20 protein-coding genes are annotated in these 23,789 nt (G+C 72.2%); 8 read left to right on the top strand and 12 right to left on the bottom strand.

The annotated features are described in order from the left end of the window. Window positions 1-8: 8 nt before the first annotated feature. Window positions 9-863: a MaoC/PaaZ C-terminal domain-containing protein gene (locus OHA89_RS25590; protein WP_266609919.1), complete on the bottom strand. Its 855-nt coding sequence runs from the start codon at window positions 861-863 to the stop codon at window positions 9-11. Between the two features lie 204 nt (window positions 864-1,067). Between OHA89_RS25590 and OHA89_RS25585 the strand changes: the two genes are divergently transcribed. Beyond that, a complete protein-coding gene (locus OHA89_RS25585; RefSeq protein WP_266612419.1) occupies window positions 1,068-1,427 on the top strand; it encodes a DNA-binding response regulator in 360 nt (119 codons plus the stop codon). A 262-nt stretch (window positions 1,428-1,689) separates the two neighbouring features. On the opposite strand, the gene OHA89_RS25580 is transcribed toward OHA89_RS25585, so the two are convergent. From OHA89_RS25580 to OHA89_RS25555, 6 genes are all read right to left on the bottom strand, one after another. Further along, complete coding sequence (locus tag OHA89_RS25580) at window positions 1,690-2,877, bottom strand: lipid-transfer protein (protein WP_266609917.1); 1,188 nt, start codon at window positions 2,875-2,877, stop codon at window positions 1,690-1,692. A gap of 12 nt (window positions 2,878-2,889) precedes the next feature. Beyond that, complete coding sequence (locus tag OHA89_RS25575) at window positions 2,890-5,022, bottom strand: acyl-CoA dehydrogenase (protein ID WP_266609915.1); 2,133 nt, start codon at window positions 5,020-5,022, stop codon at window positions 2,890-2,892. Window positions 5,023-5,091: 69 nt separating this feature from the next. Further along, the gene (locus tag OHA89_RS25570) at window positions 5,092-6,600 is read right to left on the bottom strand and encodes a serine/threonine-protein kinase (RefSeq protein WP_406367200.1); all 1,509 of its coding nucleotides are present in this window, start codon (window positions 6,598-6,600) and stop codon (window positions 5,092-5,094) included. Then, on the bottom strand, window positions 6,597-6,863 hold the full coding sequence (locus OHA89_RS25565) for a DUF397 domain-containing protein (RefSeq protein ID WP_266609911.1): 267 nt from the start codon (window positions 6,861-6,863) through the stop codon (window positions 6,597-6,599). Before OHA89_RS25565 ends, OHA89_RS25570 begins: the two co-directional genes overlap by 4 nt. Further along, window positions 6,823-7,671, bottom strand: a complete 849-nt coding sequence (locus OHA89_RS25560) for a helix-turn-helix transcriptional regulator (RefSeq protein WP_406367198.1) — start codon at window positions 7,669-7,671, stop codon at window positions 6,823-6,825. The genes OHA89_RS25565 and OHA89_RS25560 overlap by 41 nt, the downstream gene beginning before the upstream one ends. 105 nt (window positions 7,672-7,776) lie before the next feature. Further along, window positions 7,777-10,527, bottom strand: a complete 2,751-nt coding sequence (locus OHA89_RS25555) for a P-loop NTPase fold protein (protein WP_406367197.1) — start codon at window positions 10,525-10,527, stop codon at window positions 7,777-7,779. A gap of 203 nt (window positions 10,528-10,730) precedes the next feature. Here OHA89_RS25555 and OHA89_RS25550 point away from each other — a divergent pair, with 203 nt between their 5' ends. The 3 genes from OHA89_RS25550 to OHA89_RS25540 all read left to right on the top strand — a co-directional run bounded on the left by OHA89_RS25550 (window position 10,731) and on the right by OHA89_RS25540 (window position 13,958). Then, window positions 10,731-12,164 (top strand): FG-GAP-like repeat-containing protein, encoded by a 1,434-nt coding sequence (locus OHA89_RS25550; protein ID WP_266609905.1) that lies wholly within the window; start codon window positions 10,731-10,733, stop codon window positions 12,162-12,164. A 108-nt stretch (window positions 12,165-12,272) separates the two neighbouring features. Then, window positions 12,273-12,914 carry a class I SAM-dependent methyltransferase gene (locus OHA89_RS25545; RefSeq protein ID WP_266609903.1) on the top strand — a complete coding sequence of 214 codons (642 nt, stop codon included), beginning with the start codon at window positions 12,273-12,275 and terminating at the stop codon, window positions 12,912-12,914. Window positions 12,915-13,025: 111 nt separating this feature from the next. Beyond that, window positions 13,026-13,958 carry an N-acetylmuramoyl-L-alanine amidase gene (locus tag OHA89_RS25540; RefSeq protein ID WP_406367196.1) on the top strand — a complete coding sequence of 311 codons (933 nt, stop codon included), beginning with the start codon at window positions 13,026-13,028 and terminating at the stop codon, window positions 13,956-13,958. Between the two features lie 33 nt (window positions 13,959-13,991). Here OHA89_RS25540 and OHA89_RS25535 read toward each other — a convergent pair whose 3' ends face one another. Then, window positions 13,992-14,810, bottom strand: a complete 819-nt coding sequence (locus OHA89_RS25535) for a transposase (protein ID WP_266609900.1) — start codon at window positions 14,808-14,810, stop codon at window positions 13,992-13,994. A gap of 680 nt (window positions 14,811-15,490) precedes the next feature. Between OHA89_RS25535 and OHA89_RS25530 the strand changes: the two genes are divergently transcribed. The 3 genes from OHA89_RS25530 (at window position 15,491) to OHA89_RS25520 (ending at window position 20,350) form a co-directional block, all read left to right on the top strand. Further along, window positions 15,491-16,309, top strand: a complete 819-nt coding sequence (locus OHA89_RS25530; RefSeq protein ID WP_215140736.1) for a hypothetical protein — start codon at window positions 15,491-15,493, stop codon at window positions 16,307-16,309. Window positions 16,310-16,428: 119 nt separating this feature from the next. Further along, a complete protein-coding gene (locus OHA89_RS25525) occupies window positions 16,429-17,439 on the top strand; it encodes an LLM class F420-dependent oxidoreductase (RefSeq protein WP_266609897.1) in 1,011 nt (336 codons plus the stop codon). Between the two features lie 175 nt (window positions 17,440-17,614). Further along, window positions 17,615-20,350 (top strand): PKD domain-containing protein, encoded by a 2,736-nt coding sequence (locus OHA89_RS25520; RefSeq protein WP_406367195.1) that lies wholly within the window; start codon window positions 17,615-17,617, stop codon window positions 20,348-20,350. 76 nt (window positions 20,351-20,426) lie between these two features. Here OHA89_RS25520 and OHA89_RS25515 read toward each other — a convergent pair whose 3' ends face one another. Next, complete coding sequence (locus OHA89_RS25515) at window positions 20,427-20,828, bottom strand: hypothetical protein (RefSeq protein ID WP_215140739.1); 402 nt, start codon at window positions 20,826-20,828, stop codon at window positions 20,427-20,429. A 52-nt stretch (window positions 20,829-20,880) separates the two neighbouring features. Further along, entirely contained in the window at window positions 20,881-21,459 is a 579-nt protein-coding gene (locus OHA89_RS25510; RefSeq protein ID WP_266612418.1) for a hypothetical protein, read from the bottom strand. A 178-nt stretch (window positions 21,460-21,637) separates the two neighbouring features. On the opposite strand from OHA89_RS25510, the gene OHA89_RS25505 reads away from it, so the two are divergent. Next, complete coding sequence (locus tag OHA89_RS25505) at window positions 21,638-21,946, top strand: hypothetical protein (protein WP_266612417.1); 309 nt, start codon at window positions 21,638-21,640, stop codon at window positions 21,944-21,946. 7 nt (window positions 21,947-21,953) lie between these two features. Here OHA89_RS25505 and OHA89_RS25500 read toward each other — a convergent pair whose 3' ends face one another. Further along, window positions 21,954-23,039, bottom strand: coding sequence for a prenyltransferase (locus OHA89_RS25500; RefSeq protein ID WP_266609892.1), 1,086 nt, complete (start codon window positions 23,037-23,039; stop codon window positions 21,954-21,956). Then, entirely contained in the window at window positions 23,036-23,779 is a 744-nt protein-coding gene (locus OHA89_RS25495; protein WP_215140741.1) for a class I SAM-dependent methyltransferase, read from the bottom strand. The genes OHA89_RS25500 and OHA89_RS25495 overlap by 4 nt, the downstream gene beginning before the upstream one ends. Window positions 23,780-23,789 lie beyond the last annotated feature (10 nt).

The following is a 23,789-nucleotide window of genomic DNA, read 5'->3' as shown; positions in this document are numbered from 1 at the left end:
GTCTTGGATTACGCGTGTTCGACGACGGTGTCGGCGAGGACCGGCGCGTCGTCCCGGTCGGCGGCGGTCACCGCCACCAGGACGCGGCCGGGTTCCTGCCACATCCGGATGCGCAGCGTCTCGCCGGGGAAGACGATCCCGGCGAAGCGCGTGCGGTAGGCGCGGACCCGGGACACGTCCCCGCTCAGGGCCGTGTCGACGACGGCCTTGAGGGTCATCCCGTACGAGCACAGGCCGTGCAGGATCGGCCTGTCGAAGCCGGCCAGCTTGGCGAACTCGGGGTCTGCGTGCAGGGGGTTCCAGTCGCCGGAGAGCCGGTAGAGGAGCGCCTGCTCCTCCCGGATCGTCCGTTCCTCGACGCGGTCCGGCGCCCGTTCGGGCAGCTCCTCGCGGACGGAGGGCCCGCGCTCGCCGCCGAACCCGCCCTCGCCGCGTACGAAGATCTGCGCATCGCTGGTCCACAGCGGCCCGTCGGCGTCCGCGACCTCGGTGCGCAGCACGACCACGGCGGCCTTGCCCTTGTCGTAGAGGGCGGCGACCTTGGCGGTGGAGGTGGCGCTGCCCTTGACCGGGATGGGCCGGTGCAGCTCGATGGACTGGCCGCCGTGCAGGACGTTGGCGAGGTTGATCTCGATCCCGGGGGCGGCGAGCCCGCCCATCATGGCCATGCCGGCGCCGGCGACGGTCGCGAAGCTGGGCAGGACGTGGAGCTTGGACTCGAGGGTGTAGCGCAGCTCGTCGGGATCGGTGGCCGGGAGGCCGGCGCCGAGGCCGAGGTGGTAGAGCTGGATGTCCTTGTGGTCCCAGGCGATCTCCCCCTGGCGGGGGTCTGCGGCGAGGGCCTTGGCGGCATCGATCGGCATGAGGATGCTGCTCCCTGTTTCTGAAAGGTCACTGCCTTGGAAGACCTCGGTGCGGCCGTCCGCACCGTCGGCCGCACCGAGGTCGTATGCGGGACCGGTTCTAGAACGCGTTCTAGCCCCGGCCGGTGAGGAATGTATAACGCACGCCCCAGCAGTTGGGAAGACTGCTGACTTCGCGTCAGATAGGCTTCTCCGGTGGACGAAATGCCCGTTGCGCACCGACCTGCCCGATCCCTGCGCGTCCTGCTGCACCCGCCGAACCCGGCCCTGGCGCTCCGGCTCGAGCTCCAGCCGGATCTGGAGGTCGTACGGGATTCCATGGCCCGCCCGGCGGTGGCACTGGTGGAGGACGCCGGTTCCGTCTCGGCGCTGCTGGCGGAGGATCCGGAGTGCCGGGTGCTGGTCCTGACGGGTTCCGCCCACCCGGGCCTGGCGGCCGCGGTCCTGGCCGCGGGCGCGGCAGGGCTGGTCCTGCGCGACGGCCCGATCGAGGAACTGGCGGACGCGATCCGGCGCGCCTCGATGGGTGAAACGGTGGTCGACCCGGCACTGGGCACCCCGTAGCCGCCGGTGCCGTGCCTGGCCGCTGCGCGGGGCCTCCCGGGCTCTGCCCGGACCCTCCCCCAGACTCCGTCCGGGGGGACCCCCACTCAAACGCCGGCGGGGCTGAAATTGCCGCTGCGCGGCAATCCAGCCCGCCGGGCGGCACCTTGGAGCCCAGCTCAGCCAAAATCCAGCCCCGCCTGGGGGCACCTCCCAGCGGTAGCTGGGGGAGTTTGAGGCGCGGGGGTCTGGGGGCGGAGCCCCCAGCAGCGGCATCCGCCCGCTACTTTCGGAGCAGCGTCACCACCGCCGCGCCGCCCAGGCCTATGTTGTGGGCCAGGCCGACCCGGGCTCCGGGGACCTGGCGCGGGCCCGCCTCGGCGCGCAGCTGCCAGACCAGCTCCGCCGCCTGCGCCAGCCCCGTCGCGCCCAGCGGGTGCCCCTTCGAGATGAGCCCCCCGGACGGGTTGACCACCCAGCGGCCCCCGTACGTGGTCGCCCCGCTCTCCACCAGCTTGCCCGCGGCGCCGTCCTCGCACATGCCCAGCGCCTCGTACGTCAGCAGCTCGTTGATCGAGAAGCAGTCGTGCAGCTCGATCACGTCCACGTCCTCGATGCCCAGGCCCGAGGCCGAGAAGACCTGCCGTCCCGCCGCGGCCGACATCGGCTTGCCGACCACGTCGATGCACGAGCCCGACGAGAAGGACTCGTCCGTGTCCGTCGTCATCGCCTGCGCCACGATCTCCACGGCCTTGTCGTGCAGCCCGTGCCGCACCACGAACCGCTCGGAGACGACGAGGGCCGCCGCCGCCCCGTCCGAGGTCGGCGAGCACTGCAGCTTCGTCAGCGGCGTGTGGATCTCCTTCGCCGCCAGGATCTCCTCCACCGAGTACACGTCCTGGAACTGCGCGTTCGGATTGTTCGCCGAGTGCCGGTGGTTCTTCGCGCCGACCGCCGCCAGCTGCGCGGCCGTTGTCCCGTACCGCTCCATGTGCTCCCGCGCCGCGTTCCCGAAGATCTGCGCGGTCGGCGGGGACATCTCGAAGCCGTGGCCGGCCGCCATGATCCCGTAGTGCCGAGCCACCGGCGACGTCTTGAAGTCGCCCCCGTCCGCCCCGCCGCCCAGCGCACCGCGCTTCATCTTCTCGAAGCCGAGCGCGAGCACGCAGTCGTTCAGTCCGCCCTCCACGAACTGCCGCGCCATCATCAGCGCCGTCGAGCCCGTCGCGCAGTTGTTGTTCACGTTGTAGACCGGGACCCCGCTCAGCCCCAGCTCGTACGCCGCTCGCTGACCGGCCGTGGAGGCCTGGAAGCAGTACCCCACCGGCACCTGCTCCACCAGCCCGTAGTCCACCCCCGCGTCCGCGAGCGCCGCTGACCCGGCCTCCTTGGCCATGTCCCAGTACTGCCAGTCCCGCGACTCCGGCTTCTCGAACTTCGTCATGCCGACGCCCACGATGTACGACTTCATGTCCGACAACTCCTAGTCCCTCGGGAGGCCGAGAATCCGCTCGGCGACGACATTGAGCTGGACCTGCGTGGTGCCCCCCGCGATGGTCAGGCAGCGGGACATGAGCATCCCGTGCACCGCCCGCTCCCCCGCCCCCTCCCGCACCGCGCCCGCCGGCCCCAGCAGTTCGAGCGCGAGCTCGGCGGTCCGCTGCTGGTGCGGGGTCTGGACGAGTTTGCGTACGGAGGCACCCGCGCCCGGCTCCAGCCCCGACACCTGCTGGAGCGTGGTCCGCAGACCGATGCAGGCCAGCGCGTGTGCCTCGGCGGCGAGCGCCCCGATCCGCGCCCGGTACGCCCCGTCGAGCTCGGCCGAGCGGGCGAGGAGCGTTCCCAGGCCGGTGTCGAAGGTCATCTGGTCGGCCATGTGGACCCGTTCGTTGCCGAGGGTGTTGCGGGCGACCTTCCACCCGCCGTCGGCCGCCCCGACCAGCGCGTCCGCCGGGAGCTCCACGTCGTCGAAGTACACCTCGTTGAAGAGGGCCTCCCCCGTGATCTCCTTCAGCGGCCGGATGTCGATGCCGGGGGTGTTCTTCATGTCGACGACGAAATAGCCGAGCCCCTTGTGTTTGGGCGCGTCCGGATCCGTCCGGGCCAGCAGGATCCCGAAGTCCGCGCTGTGCGCGGAACTCGTCCACACCTTCTGTCCGTTGACCCTCCAGGAGCCGTCCTCGGCGCGCTCGGCCTTCGTCCGCAGCGAGGCCAGGTCCGAGCCTGCCCCCGGCTCGGAGAAGAGCTGGCACCAGGTCACGTCCCCGCGCAGCGTCGGCAGGGCGTACGCCTCCCGCTGCGCGTCCGTCCCGTAGGCGAGCAGCGAGGGCACGACCCAGGTGGCGATGCCGAGGTCGGCGATCCTGACCCCGGCCGCGCGCAGCTCCTGCTGGACGACGAGCTGCTCGACGGGTCCGGCGCCGAGGCCGTAGGGGGGCGGGAGGAACGGGGCGGCGTAGCCGGTGGGGGCCAGGATCCGCCGGGCGGCCGCCGGGTCGAGTCCGCGTGCGTCCTCGATGGCGGTCCGCGCCTTCGCCCGGTACGACTCGGCCTCCGCCGGGAGCTCCAGCCGCAGCTCCCGCCGGGCTCCCGCCGCCGCGAGCCGTACGGCCCGTACGCGATGCCCGTCGCCCGGGCCGAGGAGCTGGCGGGCGACCAGGGCCCGCCGCAGGTAGACGTGGGCGTCGTGCTCCCAGGTGAAGCCGATCCCGCCGAGCACCTGGATGCAGTCCTTGGCGCAGGAGTACGCGGCGTCCAGCGCGGTCCCGGCGGCGAGGGCGGCGACCAGCGAACGCACCTCCGCCGGCTCGTCCATCGCCTGCGCCGCGTCCCAGGCCAGCGCCCTGGCCTGCTCCAGCCGGACCAGCATGTCGGCGCACAGGTGCTTGATGCCCTGGAACTGTCCGATGGGCCGGCCGAACTGAACGCGCACCTTGGCGTACTCGGCGGCCGTGTGCAGCGCCCAGGCGGCGGTGCCGCAGGCGTCGGCGGCGAAGAGCGTGCAGGCCAGGTCCCGCACCAGGGCCGCGTCCAGCTCCAGCACCCGGCCGGGCCCGGCGGTGACCCCGCGCGCGTGCACCTCGGCGGTGGGCCGGGTCGGGTCGGCGCTCTCGTGCGTACGGATGTCCAGCGCGGCCGCGTCCACGGCGAACCAGCGGGTGCCGTGCGCGGCCTCGGCGGCGAGCAGCACGAGGTCGGCCTCACCGGCGCCGAGCACCGGGGGCGCGGTGCCGTCGAGCAGGTACCCGCCGCCCTCGACGGCGACGGCGGTCAGGCTCCCGGGACCGAGGGCGACCGCCCCGACCCGGCCGTCGAGCGGCTGCGCCCCGGCCCGGTCCAGCAGTACGGAGGCCAGCGCGCTCGGCAGGTACGCCCCGGGCAGCGCCGCCCGGGCGGCCTCCTCGACGACGACGGCCAGGTCGAGCAGGGTCCCGCCCTCCAGGTGCGGCTCCAGCAGCCCTTGTGCGGTCATCGCGTCCCAGTAGGCGGGCCGCGCCCCGGTCTGCGGTGGGGTGTCGAGCAGCTTTCGCACCTCCTCGGGAGGCACGGCCCGCGCCACCCAGCCGCGCACCGCCTCGGCCAACTCCCGCTGCTCCTGCGTGATTCCGATGCCCATGCGCGGCAGACTAGAACACGTTCCAATCTGACGGAAGGTCAGATAACTGTGTTCTTCTGCGGCGCCGGATCAGCGGGTGGCGGCCTTCAGCGCGGCGCGGGCGACCTCCTTCGCCTTCGTCTCGCATGCGGCCTTGGTGTACGGCTTCGCCCGCAGGCCCGTCCAGACGGAGAGATTGCCCTCGCGGACGGCGAGGACACAGGTCCAGTCGGCACCGGGAGAGCCCCAGTAGGCCTCGGTGCCGAACCCGAGGCGGGCCGCCTCGCGCTGACCGGCCGCCTCCCCCTGGAAACGCCGCTTCTGCGTGGCCGCGTCGGCGGCCGCGTCCCCTCCGAGGCTGAGGTCCCACCGGACCAGGGCGCGGGGCGCCTCGGCCAGGCCGGACCCCTCCCAGGTACAGCCCGAGCGGGCGTCGGACGAGTTCACCGGAGCCGACAACGGCAAGGCGCGGGCGGCCTCCCGGCAGGTGGGGACGGCCGTATAGGCGACGGGGGCGTTCATCCGGTCCCGTACGTACGCCACCACTCCGGTGCCGGCCACCAGCAGGACCCCGGCCGCCGCCAGGGCCGTGATCCGGCGCCGCCCGCGCCGCGGGCTCTGGGGCGGCGGCGCGTCCTGCGGTTCAGGTACGGGTACGGGTACGGGCTCTGGCGCGTGCGGCTCCGGGTCGCCGGCCGGGTGGCCACCGAGCAGCCCGTCGATCTCCGCCCGTTGCGCGGCGAGCATCCCGTACACGGCGTCGGGCCACTGGCGGCCCGCCGGAGCCACCGGGCCGATCAGCTCCCGCAACCGCGCCGGGGACGGCCGGGCCGCCGGGTCCTTGGCCAGGCACCCGGCGACGACCTCCCGCAGCCCCGCCGGGACACCGCTCAGGTCGGGCTCCGTGTGCACCACGTCGTAGAGCGTCTGGAAGGTGGAGGGCCCGGCGAAGGGACTGCGGCCCGTCGCCGCCATGGCCAGGACGGAGCCGAGAGAGAAGACGTCGCTCGCGGGTGTGAGCGGCTTGCCCTCGGCCTGCTCGGGCGACATGTACGCGGGCGAGCCGACGACCAGCCCGGTCCGCGTCAGCCCGGCGTCCCCCTCGGCCTCGCCCTCCGTCTCCCGCGCGATGCCGAGATCGATGACGCGTACGCCGTCCTCGGCGAGCAGCACGTTGTCGGGCTTGAGGTCCCGGTGGACCAGCCCGGCCCGGTGGATCTCCGCCAGGGCCGACGCCAGCCCCGCCGCGAGGCGGCGTACGACGTCCTCCGGCAGCACACCGGCCGCCTTCACGACGGCGCCGAGCGACGGCCCGGCCACGAACACCGAGGCCAGCCAGGGCGTCGGGGCGTCCGGATCGGCGTCGATCACGGCCGCCGTATAGGCCCCGGCAACCTTGCGCGAGGCGGTGACCTCACGGCGGAACCGGGCCCGGAACCCCTCGTCGTCGGCGAAGTGCGCGAGCACCTGCTTGACGGCAACCAGCCGCCCGTCGGGCCCGGCCCCCAGCAGCACCCGCCCCATCCCGCCCTGCCCGAGCACACCGAGCACCCGGAAGGGCCCCATGTAGGTCGGGCCGGACGGTTCCAAGGCCTTCATGCAGACAGGGCCCCGACGAAGGCGGCGAATGCGGCGGGGCTGACGGTGAAAGCGGGACCCTCGGGGTTCTTGGAGTCCCGCACGGCAACGAGGCAGGGCTGGGCGGCGACTTCTACGCAATCGCCGCCGGTGTCACCGCTGTACGAGGACTTCTGCCAGGCGGCGCCGCCGAGGGGGGCGCACTCGACGCACTCGCCGCCGGTGTCGGAGCTGTACGAGGACTTACGCCACTTCGCGCCCGTCAGGTGCTGGTTGATGTCCATAGCGCTCCTCCAATACGCGGGCGATCAGCACCGCCGATTCATCCAGGGAGAGCGCGGCGGCCTGCAAATGATCGTATCGGAGCGAACCTTCCCTGAGAGCCTGCGGATTGGCCGTCATATGGCCCTGGACGAAGTCCTCGGTGTAGACGATGTCCGGGTCGTCGTCGAAGCGCAGGAGGTTGAACGAGCCCATCAGTCCGGTATGGGCGCCCGCCTCGAAGGGCAGGATCTGCACCCGCACCCACTCCCGCCTCCGCAGGTCCAACAAGTGGGCAAGTTGGTTCCGCATGACTTCGCGACCACCGATCTCCTGATGCAGCACCGCCTCGCTCAGCACGACCCACATCAATGGCGGGTTCTCGCGGTCCAGGACGCGCTGGCGCTCCATCCGGGCGGCCACCCTCGCGTCGAGCCCCTTCTCGTTCCGCACGCCCAGCACAGCGCGCGCGTAGTCCGGGGTCTGCAACAGCCCGTAGACCAACTGCGCCTGGAAGGTGGAGATATAGGAGGCCCGCGCCTCCATCTCCGCGTACGCCTGGAACCACGTCGGCAGCACGCTCCGCAGGACCAGCCCCACCAGTCGGGAGAACGTCCCGTCCGTGCCCAGCGCCGCGTCCACCCGTTCCGAGAAGTCCCGGGTCAGCACCCGCTTGGTGTTCTCCACCTGGCCGATCAGCGAGCCGGTGCAGTAGATGATGTCGCCCAACTGCTGCTGCTTCAGGCCTGCGGCCTCTCTCAGCCGGCGCAGTTCGTAGCCGTAGTAGTCCAGCGGCGAAGCGCTGGGGTCGAGATCGCGGACGCCGACCATGGGCAGCCACCCCTCAAGCTCGTTTCGGTCTCCGTAGCCGAGCGTAACCACGCGACCGCGCACTGGTGACGTGAATCACGTAACTGACCACCTCCGGGGGCCGCTTCAGGCGGTTCCGGTGGACAGGCCCCATGCCGTACGGATCGCCGAGAGCAGCGGCCGGGTGCTGTACGGGGACACCGCGAGCTCCCGGCGGGCCTCGGCCAGCAGTTCCGGATCGCCGTCGGCGCCCTGGGCCTCCGCCCTCTCCCGGCGGCGGCCGTACCCCTCCTCGGCGAAGATGTCCAGCAGGGTCAGGGAGAAGTACGCGTAGGCCGAGGCCTCGTCGATGAGCTGCCGCGCGTCCTCCGCGAGGCCCAGTGCCTCGTGCGGCGCCCGCAGCGCGAAGTCCGCCAAGCCCAATGGCTCTTGCGGCGCCCGCAGCGCGAAGTCCGCCAGGGCCGACACCAGGTCGCCCGGCTGCCGGGGGGTCGCGCCGACCGAGCGCAGCCGGCCCGTCAGGGTGCGGAAGGAGGTCAGCACCACCCCGGTCTGCGGGGTCCACTGCTGCTTGCTCAGCAGGGTGCGGAAGCCGGCGAGCGTCTCGGACAGCTCCTCCAGAATCATCTCCCTGGAAATGTCGTGCAGTTCCACGGATCCCGCGGCGCTCTCCGCCTGGATGATCCGGCGGCCGTAGCGGATCAGGTCCCGCGGAAGTCCGCCGGAGAGCGCGTGCGCCAGCAGGACGTACGGATCGGATATGCCCGGTGCCCGCTTGCGCAGGATCTCCCTCGACTCGTCGAGCGTGCAGGGCTGGATGTGGACGATGTCGTCGATCGAGCTGTCCGTCACGTCGCGGTGGGGCAGTCCGCGCCGGACGAAGGCGGCCCCGACGTCCTCGGCCACCGAGATCAGGTAGTGCACGTGCGGGACACCCAGGATCGCCTTGATCTCGGCGAGGAACTCCCGCGCCTTCGCGTCCGACCCGAGCCGGTCCACCTCGTCGATGGCGATGACCACCCGCTGTTCGCGGTCGTGCCGTTCCTGCGCGATGTCGACGAGCAGCTCGCGGAAGTCGGCGACCAGTTCGGGGAACTTGGGCGGGACGGTGGACAGGGCGGTCGTGTGGGTGCCGCCGAGCGTCAGCAGCTGCGTGGCGCCGGAGGTGAGGCCGGAGGAGGAGGTCTGCACGGTCTGCAGCCGGTACAGCTGGTCCCGGCAGTCCCGCACCAGTTTCGGTTCGGTCGGGGCCGGACGCCAGCGGATCAGCCGGCCGAGCAGCACACCGGCCAGCAGGGCCGCCAGCCGGGCGGGGTTCCCGGGGTCGGTCAGTGCGGCCCGCACCTCGTCCGACGTGAGCAGGGCCGCTGCCAGTCCCGCCAGCAGGAGCGACTGCACTGCCGGGTACACCGCCGCCCAGACGACCTCCCGGCGGGAGGGCTGGAGCGTGCCGAGGTGGACGGTCGGCTCGAAGGCACCCAGGGCGGCGGCGCAGCTCGCGAGGAGGAGGAGCACGAGGAAAGCGGTGAGGGGACTGAAGCCGAGAGCGGCGACAAGGTGGCCCTGCACCTGCGCGTCCAGGGCGAGGGAGACGAACGGGCCGACCTTGAGGGCGAGGACCGTCAGCGCCAGCAGACCCGCACCGCACGTCCGCAGGAGCGTCGCCGCCCACGCCTCGCGGCGCAGCCGCCACACAAGGAGCCCGGCGCAGGTCACCACCAGGGCCGCGCCGAGCTCCTCTCCCCGCCAGATCCGTGGGATCCAGCTCCCGGCCAGCTCCACGGCCGTGTCGTACGTGCCCCGCAGCAGCGGCGCCGGCCGCTCGGCCAGCGAATGCACCGTCGCGGCCATGCCCAGGACCACCAGCGCGGCGGCGGGGATCCCGACGGCGAGCAGCCGCAGCAGGCGCCGTACGTACGGGCCGACCCGGCGCAGCAGTCGGCGGGTGGCGGAGAGCCGGACGAAGTCGGGGGCCGGATGCCCCTCAGCGGCCAGGTGGCGCCGGCACAGCTCGGTGAACAGGGACAGCAGGAAGTCGTGCGGTGCGTACGTCGCCGGCGCGGACACCATCACGGAGAACTCGGCCGTGTCCGCCGCGTCCCTCAGGAGCGTGGTCTTGCCCACGCCCCGTGGTCCGCAGACCGCTATCGTCCCGCCGTCGAACTGGTCCATCCGGTGCCGGAGCTGCTCGGCGGCCCGGCCCGGGACCAGGAACCCCGGGTCGTAGGAGGCCCTCAGACCGGCGTGGCTCTCCGTCAGCAGCAGGCCGTCCGGGTCCTCGCCGAGCAGCGCGTCGACCACCCGCAGCGTCAGCGGCCCGACACCCGCCTCCACCAGATCCCGCGCCCATGCGCGCTCCGCCCGCCTGGCGGTCGCGACCAGCACCGGCCGGAGCAGGGGACCGGCCCACAGCTCCGGCTCGGCGGTGCGGCCCCCGGAGAACGCCCCGGGCACCGGCACCACGGCCAGCAGCCCGAAGACCGCCGCGATGGCGAGCGCGAGGAGGGCGCGGTCGCCGGTCAGGGCACCCACCAGGAAGGTCAGGGAGAAGAACATCGCCCAGAGACGCCAGAACGAGAAGGGCCGCCATGCGGTCAGCGCCGCGAACGGCCCGTGGCGTGCTTCCGACAGCCGCAGCATCGCCTCTCGTAACTCGAGGTGCGTCGCCTCGCACGGCTCCAGGGCGCGGTGGACGTTGGCGGCCCGCCACATGGCCTGCCGCACCGCCTCCTCGGTCACGCCGGGCCGACGGCCGAGGCGTCGGCCCACCCGCGAGTCCCGCAGGCAGTCGTTCACGGCCTGTTCGTACACGGCCTGCTCGCGCCCCGTGTCCCACATCCAGAGCTCGCCGCGGTACAGGTACTGATACCCGCTCATCCGGCGATGCTAGATCCGCGTCGTGCGCCAAGGGAGGTGATTCCCAGGGAAGTTGAGTCGCGGGAGCCGAAGCCGGCGGCAGAGCGCCCACATTCAGGACGGCGTGGTTCGAGTGTGACGCGAAACGCCCTCGTGCCACGTACAACCATCGGGCGACGCGGCCGGTCTACTCGGCGATCTTCCCACTGTGCCGAAGGACCCGCATGAGACCGAACCTCCGCACCGCCCTCGCCGCCCTCACCGTGGCCGCCGTCGCCGGTGGCGGCCTGCTCCTGCCGGCGGGGACTGCGGCGGCCGCGGACGCGCCCGCCCCGAAGGGCGACTTCAACGGCGACGGCTTCGCCGACGTCGTCGTGGGCGCGCCGAACGCGAAGGTCGGCGAGGTGAAGGCCGCGGGCCAGGTGGTCGTGCTCTACGGGTCCGCCGGCGGGGTCACGGCGTCCAAGCGGCAGCTGCTCAGCCAGGAGTCGCCCGGCATACCCGACACCGCGGAGGCCTACGAGGGCTTCGGCGGCGTCTCGGCGGCCGGCGACTTCGACGGCGACGGCTTCTGCGACCTGGCCGTGACGGCGCACCACGAGAACGAGGGCGCCGGCCTGCTCACCGTCGTATGGGGATCCAAGGGCGGTCTGACCGACGGCGTCACGCTCGAGGACCCCGACAAGCTCGCCAGTCCCGGCATCCAGAACCGGCGCACCTGGGGCGGGAAGCTCGCGGTCGGCGACTTCGACGGGGACGGCAAGGACGAGCTCGTCGTGGCCGCGTCCACCAACGCGACCGCGAACAGCACGCTTTACACCTTCAGGAACATCGCCAGGTCCGGCCGGCAGGCCGCACCCGTGAAGACCCCGCTCGGCTTCCGCCTCACCCACGACCTCGAAGGCCTCGCGAGCGGGGACGTCGACGGCGACGGCCGCGACGACCTGGTGCTGGCCGGCGCCGTATCCGGCCTGAACCACTACGTGCCCGGCAGCCCCACCGGTCTCCTCCCCGGTGCCGCGAAGGACCTCGGGGCGGGCGACGAGCAGGCCGTCGGGGACATCAACGGCGACGGGTACGGGGACGTCGTCATCGGCAACAGGTCGGCGGGCAAGGGCGGCCAGATCCTCGTCGCGTACGGCTCGGCCGCCGGACCGTCCGCGACCCCGGCCGTCATCGACCAGAACACGCCCGGAGTGCCCGGCGCGAGCGAGCAGGGCGACGAATTCGGCGTCTCCCTCGCACTCGGTGACATCGACGGCGACGGATACCAGGACCTTGCGGTCGGATCGTACGGAGAGTCCCTCGACCCGGTCTCGCTCGCCGGAGGGGTGCACGTGTTCCGGGGGTCGGCGTCCGGCCTCGTCACGGGCGCCGGCGTGCAGGCGGTGAACCGCACCTCTCCCGGGGTCCCCGGCGACGCCCGGCGGGCCGAGCAGTTCGGCATCGCGGTCACGCTGACGGACGCGAACAAGGACGGCAAGGCGGACCTGATCGTCGGATCCGGCGACGCGGACGGCGGCAACAGCGGCTCGGTCACCTACCTGCCGTCCAACGGCGCGAAGGTCGCCGCGCCCGGCTCCCGGCTGGTCCTCCCCGGCGAGGCCGGCCTGGCGGCGACCGCCGGACTCGGCTTCGGCTCCCGCTTCGCCGACTGATCCGCCCGGGCGCCGGATCCCTGCCGCGGTCCCGGCGGCCCCGGCATGGACCGCTACTCGGCGGTAGGGCACCATGGGCCGCCACACACGCTCACCGTCGGAGGAACCATGGCCACCCCCAAGCCGGAGACCCTCGCCGCCTTCGAGGCAGCCAAGGGGTTCATGCCCGTACGGGAGGGGCTCGCCCTGTACGAGGCCGCCGTCGCGGCCGGGGCGCTCGGGCTGCCGCTGCTGGAGGTCGGGACGTACTGCGGGCGCTCGACGATCCTGCTGGCCGACGCCGCCCGCGAGGCCGGGGTGGCCGCGATCACCGTCGACCACCACCGCGGCAGCGAGGAGCAGCAGCCCGGCTGGGAGTACCACGACCCGACGGTCGTGGACCCGGAGGTCGGCCTGATGGACACCCTGCCCACCTTCCGCCGCACCCTCCACAAGGCCGGGCTGGAGGACCACGTGATCGCGATCGTCGGCCGCTCCCCGCAGGTCGCCGCCACCTGGGGCGGCCCGCTCGGCTTCGTCTTCGTCGACGGCGGCCACACCGACGAGCACGCCACCGGCGACTACGAGGGCTGGGCCCCGCACCTGGCCGAGGGCGGGACGCTCGTCATCCACGACGTGTTCCCGGACCCGGCCGACGGCGGCCAGGCCCCGTACCGGATCTACCTGCGCGCGCTGGCCTCCGGTGCCTTCGAGGAGGTCTCGGTGACCGACTCCCTGCGCGTACTGCGCCGCACCGGCCAGGGCATCTAGGGCTTGTCCGGGGGCCTGTCCACCCGAATGCCGCTTACCCGACAATCGCACCGCGCCCTCGGATGGCCCATGGTCCGTACGGGCCGGGGGACCCCGGTCTAGCATCGCCGCGTGCGCTACCACGACAGCCCCCCGCCCCCCGAGTCCGCCTCGCCGGTCCCCTCCGACCGGCCCTGGTTCACCCGCCGCTCCACGCTGGTCGTCGCGGTCGCGGCGCTCGCCCCGGCCTGCCTGGCGGGCTGGGTGCTGACCCAGGTCCTGACCGGGGCCGGGCGGGCGGAGGGGCACGACGCGAAGCCGCCCGTCTCGACGGGCGGGAACCCGGCCGCCTCCCCCTCCGCGCCCGCCGCCCCCGCCGCCGCCGCCAAGGGCCCGCTGACCGGCCGGACCGTCGTCATCGACCCCGGCCACAACACCGGCAACTTCCAGCACACCGACGAGATCGACCAGCAGGTGGACATCGGCACGGCCCGCAAGGAGTGCGACACCACCGGCACCACCACCAACTCCGGCTACATGGAAGCCGAGTTCACCCTCGACGTCTCCCTGCGCCTGCGGACCGTCCTGGAGGCGCAGGGCGCGAAGGTGGTCCTCACCCACGAGGCCGACCGCCCCTGGGGCCCCTGCATCAACGAGCGCGCCCGCATCGGCAACGAGGCGAAGGCCGACGCCGTCGTCTCCGTCCACGCCGACGGCGTCTCGGCGGGCAGCCGCGGCTACCACGTCATCCTCCCCGCCAAGGTCAAGGGCGGCGCCGCCGACACCGCGGCGATCGTCGAACCCTCCCGCCGGCTCGGCGAGCGGATCGCCGGCAACTTCGCCCGGACCACCAGATCGGCCCCCGCCAACTACCTCGGCAGCGGGACCGGCTTGGTCGTCCGCGACGACCTCGGGGGACTGAACCTGTCAACTCAGCCCAAGGTGTTCATCGAATGCGGCAACATGCGTGACGCCAAGGACGCGGCGCAGCTGACGAGTCCGGAGTGGCGCCAGAAGGCGGCCCAGGGCATCGCGGACGGAGTCGTAGGCTTCCTCGGCGGTTGACGATCTCGCCTCCATGGCTGGAGGCGATTCCCTTCAGCTCGCGTGGGCGGGCGTCGGGGCTTCACGCATCCGCCTCCGGCCGCTGGCCGGGACTCGCACCTTGGGAGTGCTGCGCGTGCTGTTGATGTCCGAGCCACCCGTCCGGCGGGCTCGGGCCTCGATCTCGACCGAGGCATTGTGGTCGGCATCGTCCTCATGCCCGCACCGGGTACAGGCGAACAGCCGACCGCATCCCTTACGGGATCCGGGATCGACCAGTCCGCAGGCTGCGCAGGTCTGAGAGGTGTGGAACGGCGGCACCGCCACGAGCACGGACCCGTACATGCGGCACTTGTACTCGAGCTGGCGCCTCCGCTCGCCCGGGGCGTTGTCGAGGACTGACCGGTTCAGCCCGGCCTTCGCCCGGACGTTCTTCCCCGGCTTCTCTGCGGTTCCCTTCGCAGACTTGCTCATACTCTTCACACGCAGGTCCTCGATACCGATCAGGCCGTGGTTTTTGGCGAGGTCGGTGGTGAGCTTGTGCGTGAAGTCGCGCCGCCGGTTGGCCCGCCGGGTGGTGAGCTTTGCGATCTGGGCGATCGTCGTGCGCAGGCGGCGGCTGTACGCACCTCCGTTGTGTTTCTTCGCGTAGGTGATTTGGCGGGCCTTGCGCTGCTCCAGCGCCTTGAGCCGCTTGCGTTCGTTGGCGGTCAGCGTCGGCGTCATGAGCCGGGGTGCGCTCTCGGTGGAGACGAAAGCGGACGCGGAGACGCCGAAGTCCACCCCGCACGCGGGCTTTCCGTTCGGCCCGTCCGGCTTGCGGCCGGTGTGGACACCGAAGGAAATGTGCCATCCGTTGCCGTCCCGGGACACGGTGGCATTGCGGATCGTGCCCCGAGGCTGCGGGAGAGCCGAAACCGCAGCCAGCCAAGTTTCGGCAGACGCACCTCAGCCCAATGCCGGTTCAGCTTGCGGGCCTCCACCGCCTGCCCGGGAAACGGGACCGACAGATGGTGACCACGCTTCTTCCGCGCCGGAAACCGGGCCGAATGCCGGGGGTTCCAGAAGTTGTCGTACGCCCGGTCCAGCTGACGCAGAATCTGCTGCCCCGCCTGCGCGGGCAGATCACCGATCCAGTTGAGATCCGTACGAGCGGCCGTCAGGTACTGGCACTGCTCAGCCGACCGCAGGGTGTAGCGGCGCTGGTCCCACAGGTACACGCGCTGTTCAAGAGCCACATTCCACAGAGCACGCGCCGTGTGACCCCACCTGATGAGCACTTGGTCCTGCTCAGCGGTGGGGTACGCACGGTACTTGCGCCCCGCATCTGCCTTCACGCCCCTACTGTGCCCGTGGGTTACCGCCTACATGGTTCAGATCCGGAAAGACCAGATGCACTGTGATCAGTTCCGGTACTCTCCCGGGGCTCCCCCGCAGCCCCGATCTTCTCGGCCGCGGGAGACTCCGTACCATGGTGCCGCCCGCCCCGCTCCAGGCACGTTCTGCGACCGCGGCACCACGAGACGACCGAGACCGAGAAGGACACCTAAGACGTGAACATCCGCTCCCTCACTCGAGGCGACGGCGTGGTGATCGGAGCAGCGGTGCTGCTGTTCATCGCCTCGTTCCTCGATTTCTACTCCACCACCGGTGGCGACCTGCCGAGCGCGTGGGACACCGACTCCTACCGACTCGTGCTCCCCAGCGTCTTCCTGATCGGGTTCATCGCCGCCGGCCTGCTGATCGCCGGCCGCTTCCAGCCCGAGACCCGCAAGGTGCTCGGGCTGCCGCTGGCCGCCTGGGGCACCGTGCTCGCCGTGTCGGCCGCCTGGTCCGCGCTGTGGGCGCTGATCACCTGCCCGAGCGCGGTCGACCTCGGCGCCGGCGCCATCCTGTCCTTCCTCGCCACCCTGGCCCTGGCCGGCGTGGCCCTGTTCAGCGCCAAGGTCCCGGCGCTGGCCGGCCAGCTGGTGCCGGACCCGAAGCCCGCCGCCGTCCCGCCGTACGCGGGCCAGCCCCAGCCGGGTGCCGGGTACGGCTACCCGGGCGGGCAGCAGCAGCCGCAGCCCTACGGCTCCACCCCGCAGCCGGTCCCGCCGTACGGCGGCACCCCCACCCCGGCCCCGACGCCGACCCCGGCTCCGCAGGAGGCCTCCCCGGCTCCCGCGGCCGACTTCACCCCGTACTGGTTCGCCGTTCCGGTGGCCCGCCCCCTCTTCGCCGAGGACGGCTCCCCCAACCCGATCGCCGAACTCGCCCCGGGCACCTGGTACCTGGCGGTCGAGCAGCGTGACGCGGCCACCCTGGTCGCCCAGACCCAGGACGGCCGCCGCGGCGTCCTGAGCGACACCTCGGGCATCCAGCGCGGCTGATCCCCGGACCTTGCGAGCACGGCCCCCCGCCCTTCCGGGCGGGGGGCCGTTGCCCTACAGTCACCTGACGCACCGTCAGAAATGGCCCGCAGCTGTCGGCATCGCGGAGGGGACCGTTCATGCGCCTCGGACTCGCACTCGGCTACTGGGGCCGCGGCCCCGGCCCGCACCACCTCGACCTCGCCACCGAGGCCGAGAACCTCGGCTACGACTCGGTGTGGACCGCCGAGGCCTGGGGCTCGGACGCCTTCACCCCGCTCACCTGGATCGCCGCGCACACCTCGCGGATCCGGCTCGGCACCGCCATCGCGCAGATGGCCGCGCGCTCCCCCACCGCCACCGCCATGCACGCCCTCACCCTGGACCACCTCTCCGGCGGCCGGATGATGCTGGGCCTGGGCCTGTCCGGCCCGCAGGTCGTCGAGGGCTGGTACGGGCGTCCCTTCCCCTCGAGCCCGCTCACCGCGACCCGCGAGTACGTCGACGTCATCCGGCAGGTGCTGCGCCGCGAGGGCCCGGTCGCGCTGGACGGCCGCTTCCACCAGCACCCGTACCGCGGGGACGACGGCACCGGCATCGGCAAACCGCTGAAGCCCATCACCCACCCGCTCCGCGCGGACCTGCCGGTCCTGCTGGGCGCCGAGGGGCCGAAGAACATCGCCCAGACCACCCGGATCGCGGACGGCTGGCTCCCGCTGTACTGGTCGCCGACCCGCACGGACGTGTACCAGGCCTCGCTGACCGACCTCCCCGACGGGTTCATGATCGCCCCGATGACCCGGGCCAAGGTCTGCGACGACGTCGCCGAGGGACTGCTTCCGGTCAAGGCGATGCTCGGCTTCTACATCGGCGGCATGGGCCACGCGGCCCGCAACTTCCACGCCGATCTGATGGCACGGATGGGGTACGGGGAGGAGGCCCGCCGCATCCAGGAGCTGTTCCTCGCCGGCCGCAAGGAGGAGGCCGTCCTCGCCGTCCCGGACGCCTTCGCCGACGAGATCTCACTGGTGGGACCGCGCGAGCGGATCGCCGAGCGGCTGGAGCTGTGGCGCAAGGGCCCGGTCACGGACCTGCTCGTGACGGCCCCGGACCCGCACACCCTGCGGGTGCTGGCGGAGCTCAACAACTAGGGCTCCGATATGACCATGTGAGATGACAGCGGCTGTCCGAAAGTGGATGATGATCGTTGCCGCTACGGGTTTCGCGTGCGCCCGACTGCCGCCGGGGGGAACTGGCCGCATACAGGTCGCGAAGCGCCGCACCCGTGGCGACCCACGCCATCCTCTGCTCGAAGGAACACTTCTGGTGCGTCCCACTCGTGCGACGGTCCTGCTGACCGCGGGTCTCGTCTCCCTCCTCGGCCTGCCGGCCACCGCGGCCGCCGCCGACATCCCGGCCAACCTCTACGTGAACAATGCCGCGGTCTCCGAATGCTCGGACACCGGCCCCGGCACGTACGCCAACCCCTTCTGCACGATCTCGGCCGCGGTCAAGGTCGTGCAGCCGGGTCAGACCGTGCGCATCGCGTCGGGCAAGCCGTACGACGAAGCCGTCACCATCAGCCGTTCCGGCCAGCCGGGCAAGCCGATCACCTTCATCGGCGGCACGTCACCGAACGTGGGCCAGTTCTCGCTGGCGGCCGGCAAGGGCCTGACCGTTACCGGCGCTTCCCACGTAGCGGTCCGAGGGATGTACGCCACGACCGGTCTCAAAATCACCGGCTCCACCGATGTGGAGCTGGAACAGTTCCACATCGGTGGCAACGACCCCGACAGCCTCACGATCGGCGCGGGAAGCTCGAACGTACGCCTCATCCGCAGCCAGCTGGCGACCTCCGTCCGGATCGAGGGGGCCCAGGGCACCGTACTGAGCCGCAACCGGCTGCACGGATACGTCGATGCGGCGGTCACCACGTTCGATGCGCCCGGCACCGTTGTCACCAACAACACGATCTACCTCGAGTGCGAGGCAGCCGTCTCCCTCGGTGGTGCCTCCACGGCCTCGGCCCTGTTCAACAATCTGATCCACACGGAGTCCGACGCCGGGTGCCCGGCGCCCGGTCCGCGGTACGGCATCACGGTCGCGCAGAGCGCGGCCGCCGGCACCCGCGCCGACTCCAACCTGATCACCGGCCCCTTCAGCGACGCCCGAGTGGCCTACAAGTGGGCCGGCACCCCCTACCAGGAGCAGGCCGCCTTCCACGCCGCGACCGGCCAGGGCTCCTACGACATCCTGACCCCGGAACGGACGGGGAGCGGATCCCTCATCGTCGACTCCGGCGACCCGACGGCACCGGGCGTGCTGCCCGTCGACTTCTACGGGCGACCTGTCGCAGACGACCCTCGCGTGCCCAACACCGGTAAGGACGGGGGGTACATCGACCGCGGTGAGAAAGAAACACAGGACGACCTGCGGAACGTCCGGGTGGAGCTCGAACAGGGCTGGGCCCCGGTCGGCTCCACGGTGAAGGCGAAGGCCACTTCGGACAGCAGCTGGGCCGCCGCGCTCACCTACCAGTACGACTTCGGTGACGGCACCGCCCCGGTGGTCACCAAGGCCACCACCGCCGAGCACGTGTACAGCGCGCCGTGCGCATGCGTCGTCACGGTGACGGCGGTCAACGTCGCCGGTCAGAAGGCCCAGGGCCAGCAGACGGCCAACGTGACCGCCGCCGGCTCGCTGACCACGGCCTTCACCACCAAGCCGTACCTGCCGAACGCGGACGACCAGAGCGTGTTCGTGGCTCCGCTGGCCATCGAGGTCGACCCGCGGAGCTCCACCACGCCGTGGCCGATCGTGCGGATGGACGTGGACTACGGGGACGGTGCCAAGGAGGTCAGCGACCCGCTGATCATCACCCGCCACGCCTACAAGATGCCCGGCACGTACAAGGTGACGGTGACCCTCCAGGACGCCAAGGGCGCCACCTCCACGGCCGAGCGGACCGTGCAGGTCGGCTACACCCCGGCCGGTTACGTCCCCCTCGCCCCTTCCCGCGTACTGGACACCCGCACCACCGACGCGCCCGTCCAGGGCGGCACCGCCACCCCGATCACCCTGCCGATCGCCCAGTACAGCTGGGGCCAGAGCCACACGGCCGGCGCCTCCGCGGCGGTCCTGAACGTGACGGTCACCGGGTCCACCGAGGACACCCACCTCAGCGTCTGGCCCTCCGGCCAGCCCCGCCCCGTCACCTCGAACGTCAACATCAAGGCGGGCGGCACCTCCTCCAACACCGTCACCGTGCCCATCGGCGCCGACGGCAAGGTCTCCGCCCAGCTCAACTCCGGCAAGGCCGCGCTGATCGTCGACTTCGTCGGCTACTACCAGCCCAACACCGGCCAGCGCTTCTCGCCGCTCGCCCCGACCCGCGTCGTCGACACCCGCACCACCGGCGGCGCGCTGGGCGGCGGGCAGACCCGCACCGTCAAGGTCGCCGGCGTCAACGGCATCCCGGCCGACGCCACGGCCGTCGCGCTGAACCTGACCGGCACGGGCTCGACGGAGAACGGCCACGTCATCGCCTACCCGGACCCGGCCAAGCGGCCCACCACCTCGAACCTGAACGTGGAGCCCGGCAAGGACAAGTCCAACCAGGCCATCGTCCCGGTCGGCCCGAACGGCACCATCACCCTCTACACCAACACCGGTTCCACCCACCTGATCCTGGACGCGGTGGGCTACTACGCCAAGGACGGCAAGGCCCTCTTCACCCCCGTCGTCCCGCAGCGTCTGGCCGACACCCGCACCACCGGCAAGCTCGCCCCCGGCGCCAGCACCACCGTCGCCGGGATCCCGGGGAACGCGCTCGGCGCGGCCCTGAACGTGACCGCCACGGACACCACCGGGCCCGGCTTCCTCACCGTCTACGGCCACGGCGGCACGCGGCCCGAGGCCAGCAGCCTCCAGACGATCCCCGGCATCACCGTCCCCAACCACGTGACCACGCCGGTGGCGGACGGCCGCGTCGGCATCTGGAACAGCTACGGCGGCAGCACCCACGTGATCACCGACCTGTTCGGCTATTTCACCCAGGGCTAGCCCCTATCGGGGAACACCGCAGCACACCGGAGCCCCGGTCACCGCGCACACCGCGGTGACCGGGGCTCCCGGCGCGTCAGGGCGAGGGGGTGTCCGTGTCCGTCTGCCCGACGGCCTCCAGCAGCTCGCGCAGGTCCAGTGGCATGACGGCGATCTCGATGCTCCCGCCGCCCTCGTAGGTGCAGGTGACGATCCGCGAGCCGGGGTTGATGGAGATGCCCTCCTTCACGGAGGGGACCCGCACCCCGGTGGCGCGCCCGCCGGGCAGCGGTACGGGCTCACCGCGCTGCGGGACCCAGCGGGCCGCGCCCTCGTCGGCGTACACCCGCCCCGCCCGCCAGCGCCCCTCGCCGGCGGGCCGGCGCGCCATCCCCGGGATCCCGGGGACGGGGCCGGTGGCCGTCCGCGCGAGGTGCTTGCGCCGCAGGAGCCACCCGGCTCCCGCGGCGGCGAGGACGACCACCACCATCTCGATCACGCGACCATTGAAACAGGCCGCCGGGCCCGGGCCGCGCTGCCGCCGCGCTGCGCTATCCGCCCAGCTGGGAGACGCTCGGGACCTTGTCGGTCACCTCGGCGCCCGCGCTCTTGCCCGCTTCCTTGACGCCGTTGATGACGTTGTCGAAGGAGCTGATGTCGGCGTCACCCGCCTGGCCCTTGCGGAGCTTGCTGCCCAGGCCCTTGAGCGACTCGATGCCCGCCGTCAGCGGGACCATCGCCTTCGACAGCAGCGGGTCGCCCTTGGCGTTTTCGGAGGCCGCCTTCAGCCGGTTGTACGCGAAGGCACCCGCGAGACCTGCCTTGATGAGGGCGAACGTACGGCCCTTCGCGCCCTTCTTGAACTTGCCCGCGCGGTACGGCTTGATGATCCACTGGTACGTCGCCCCGGCCGCGAGCCCGGCGTTGGCGACGAAGCGCGTCTTGGCGAACTTCTGCTTCTCGGCGGACGTGCTGGGCGAGGGCGTCGGGGCAGCCAGCTCATCGGCTTCGACGGCGGCCGGCTCGGCGGCCGCCAGGGCCGCCAGTTCCGCCACCGAGGCCGAGGAGACCTCCTCGCGCTGCCCCGCGCCGCCACCGCCGTCGCTGCCGCAGGCGGTGGCGCCGGCCATCAGCGCGGTGGACAGGACCACCGCCGTCAGAGCGCGGCGGAATCGAACGGTCGTGGGTACGGACACGGTGTCCTCCGGGGAGTGGGGTGTCCCCCGCAGCCTCGCCCCGGCCCCGCAGCTGCGCCACTTGGGCGACCCGTTCGGGTTTGCGGCGCGCCCGGGCGGCAAGACGCGCAACATGCCCTCACACACGCACACCCGAGTACACGCCCGAGGAAGCAATCAGGCAGGCCGGGCCGTCGCACTGGTGGCGGACGTGCTCGCCTTCGTGATCGCCCTGTGGATCCTGCTGTACCTGCTCGACGCCAACCGGGGCAACGAGCTGGTGGAGTTCGTCCACGACACCGCCACCTGGCTGGCCGGCTGGTCCTACGACCTGTTCACCTTCAGCCGCGAGTGGGTCCAGGTCGTGTTCGGCTACGGCCTGGCGGCCGTGGCGTACCTCCTCGTCGGCCACGCCGTCGCCGGCTGGCTCTACCGCCGCTAGGAAAGCCCTAGGAGCCGCAGCAGTCCGGCTCCAGCCCGGCCGGGAGCGAGGTCCCGCCGAACACCTCGGTGGTGGCCTCGTCGCCGCCCAGCGCCGCGACGGCGAGCAGCAGGGACCCGGCGGTCCAGGTGGTCTGCTCGACCGGCCACACCGCCTTGTCCTGGAACACGTACCCCGTCCAGTACATGCCGTTGTCGGCGCGCAGGTGCGTGATCGAGCGCAGGATCTCCAGCGCCCGGTCCGACTCCCCCGTCGCCCACAGCGCGAGCGCCAGCTCGCAGGACTCGCCGCCCGTCACCCACGGGTTCGGCAGGACGCAGCGCACTCCCAGGTCCGCCACGACGAACTCGTCCCAGCGCTCCTCGATGCGCGCCTTGGCCTCGGGCCCGGTCAGGGCCCCGCCGAGGACCGGGTAGTACCAGTCCATCGAGTAGTGGTTCTTGTCGAGGAACCGCTCGGGGTGGCGGCGGATCGCGTGCCGCAGCGCGCCCGCCGCGAGTTCCCAGTCGGGCTGCGGCTCCTCGCGGTGCTCGGCGATGGCCAGCGCGCAGCGCAGGGCCTGGTGGATGGAGGAGGAGCCGGTCAGCAGGGCGTCCGTGACGGGCGTGCCGTCGGCCTCCCGCTTCCAGCCGATCTCGCCGCCGGGCTGCTGGAGGGTGAGCACGCACTCCACGGCCGCGTACACGGCGGGCCACATCCGGTCCAGGAAGGCGTCGTCGCCGGTGGACAGGTAGTGGTGCCAGACGCCGACGGCTATGTATGCCGTGAAGTTGCTCTCCCGGCTCGCGTCCTGCGGCTCGGCGGTGTCCACGCCCTCCGCCCGGTCGGCGTAGGCCGCGTACCAGGAGCCGTCCTGGTTCTGGTGCCGGGCCAGCCATGCGTACGCCCGCTCGGCGGCCTCGTGTTCGCCGGCCGCGTCCAGGGCCATCGCGGCCTCGGTGTGGTCCCACGGGTCGAGGTGGTGGCCGCGGAACCACGGGATGGCCCCGTCCGCGCGCTGTGCGGCGAGGATCCCCGCCACCGTCTCGGCGGCCTGGTCCGCGGTCAGCACCCCGTCCAGGACGAGGTGTTCGGTGCGCCCCGGCGAGCTCACTTCGTGTCGCCGTCGGGGAGGACCGGGAGGTGCGGCTTGGTCGCGTACGCCACGAAGCTCTTGCCTATGACCGGGTTGAGGGCCTGCTCCGCGAGGCGCGTGAGCGCGGGCTTCTTCATGATGTCCCAGACCAGGAGCTTGTGGTACGCCTTGACGGGCAGCGCCTTGTCGTTGTCGACGCCGAAGGCGCACTTGAGCCACCAGTACGGGGAGTGCAGCCCGTGCGCGTGGTGCGTGCCGTACGGCTTGAGGCCGGCGGCCTCCATCTTGCCGAGCAGCTCGTCCGCCTTGTAGATGCGGATGTGGCCGCCCTCGACCTCGTGGTAGGCGTCGGAGAGCGCCCAGCAGATCTTCTCGGGGCCGTAGCGCGGCACGGTGATGGCGATGCGGCCGCCGGGCTTGAGGACGCGGACCATCTCGGCGAGCACGCCCTTGTCGTCGGGGATGTGCTCCATCACCTCGGAGATGATGACGACGTCGAAGGACTCGTCGGGGAAGGGCAGCGCGAGCGCGTCGCCCTCCATGGCCGTGGCGGTGGCACCGGCCGGGGCCTCGCCGGCCTCCTTCATCGCGGCGAACCACTTGGCGACCTCGCGGATCTCCTCGCCGTTGCGGTCGACCGCGACCACCTGGGCGCCTCTCCGGTAGCACTCGAAGGCGTGCCGGCCTGCGCCGCAGCCCAGATCGAGTACGCGGTCGCCTGCGGCGAGCGGGAACCGGGAGAAATCGACGGTCAGCACGGGGTCCTGC

The organism is Streptomyces sp. NBC_01546 (assembly GCF_045208355.1).
Lineage (GTDB): Bacteria > Actinomycetota > Actinomycetes > Streptomycetales > Streptomycetaceae > Streptomyces.
This window is presented reverse-complemented; position numbering and strand designations above follow the sequence as displayed.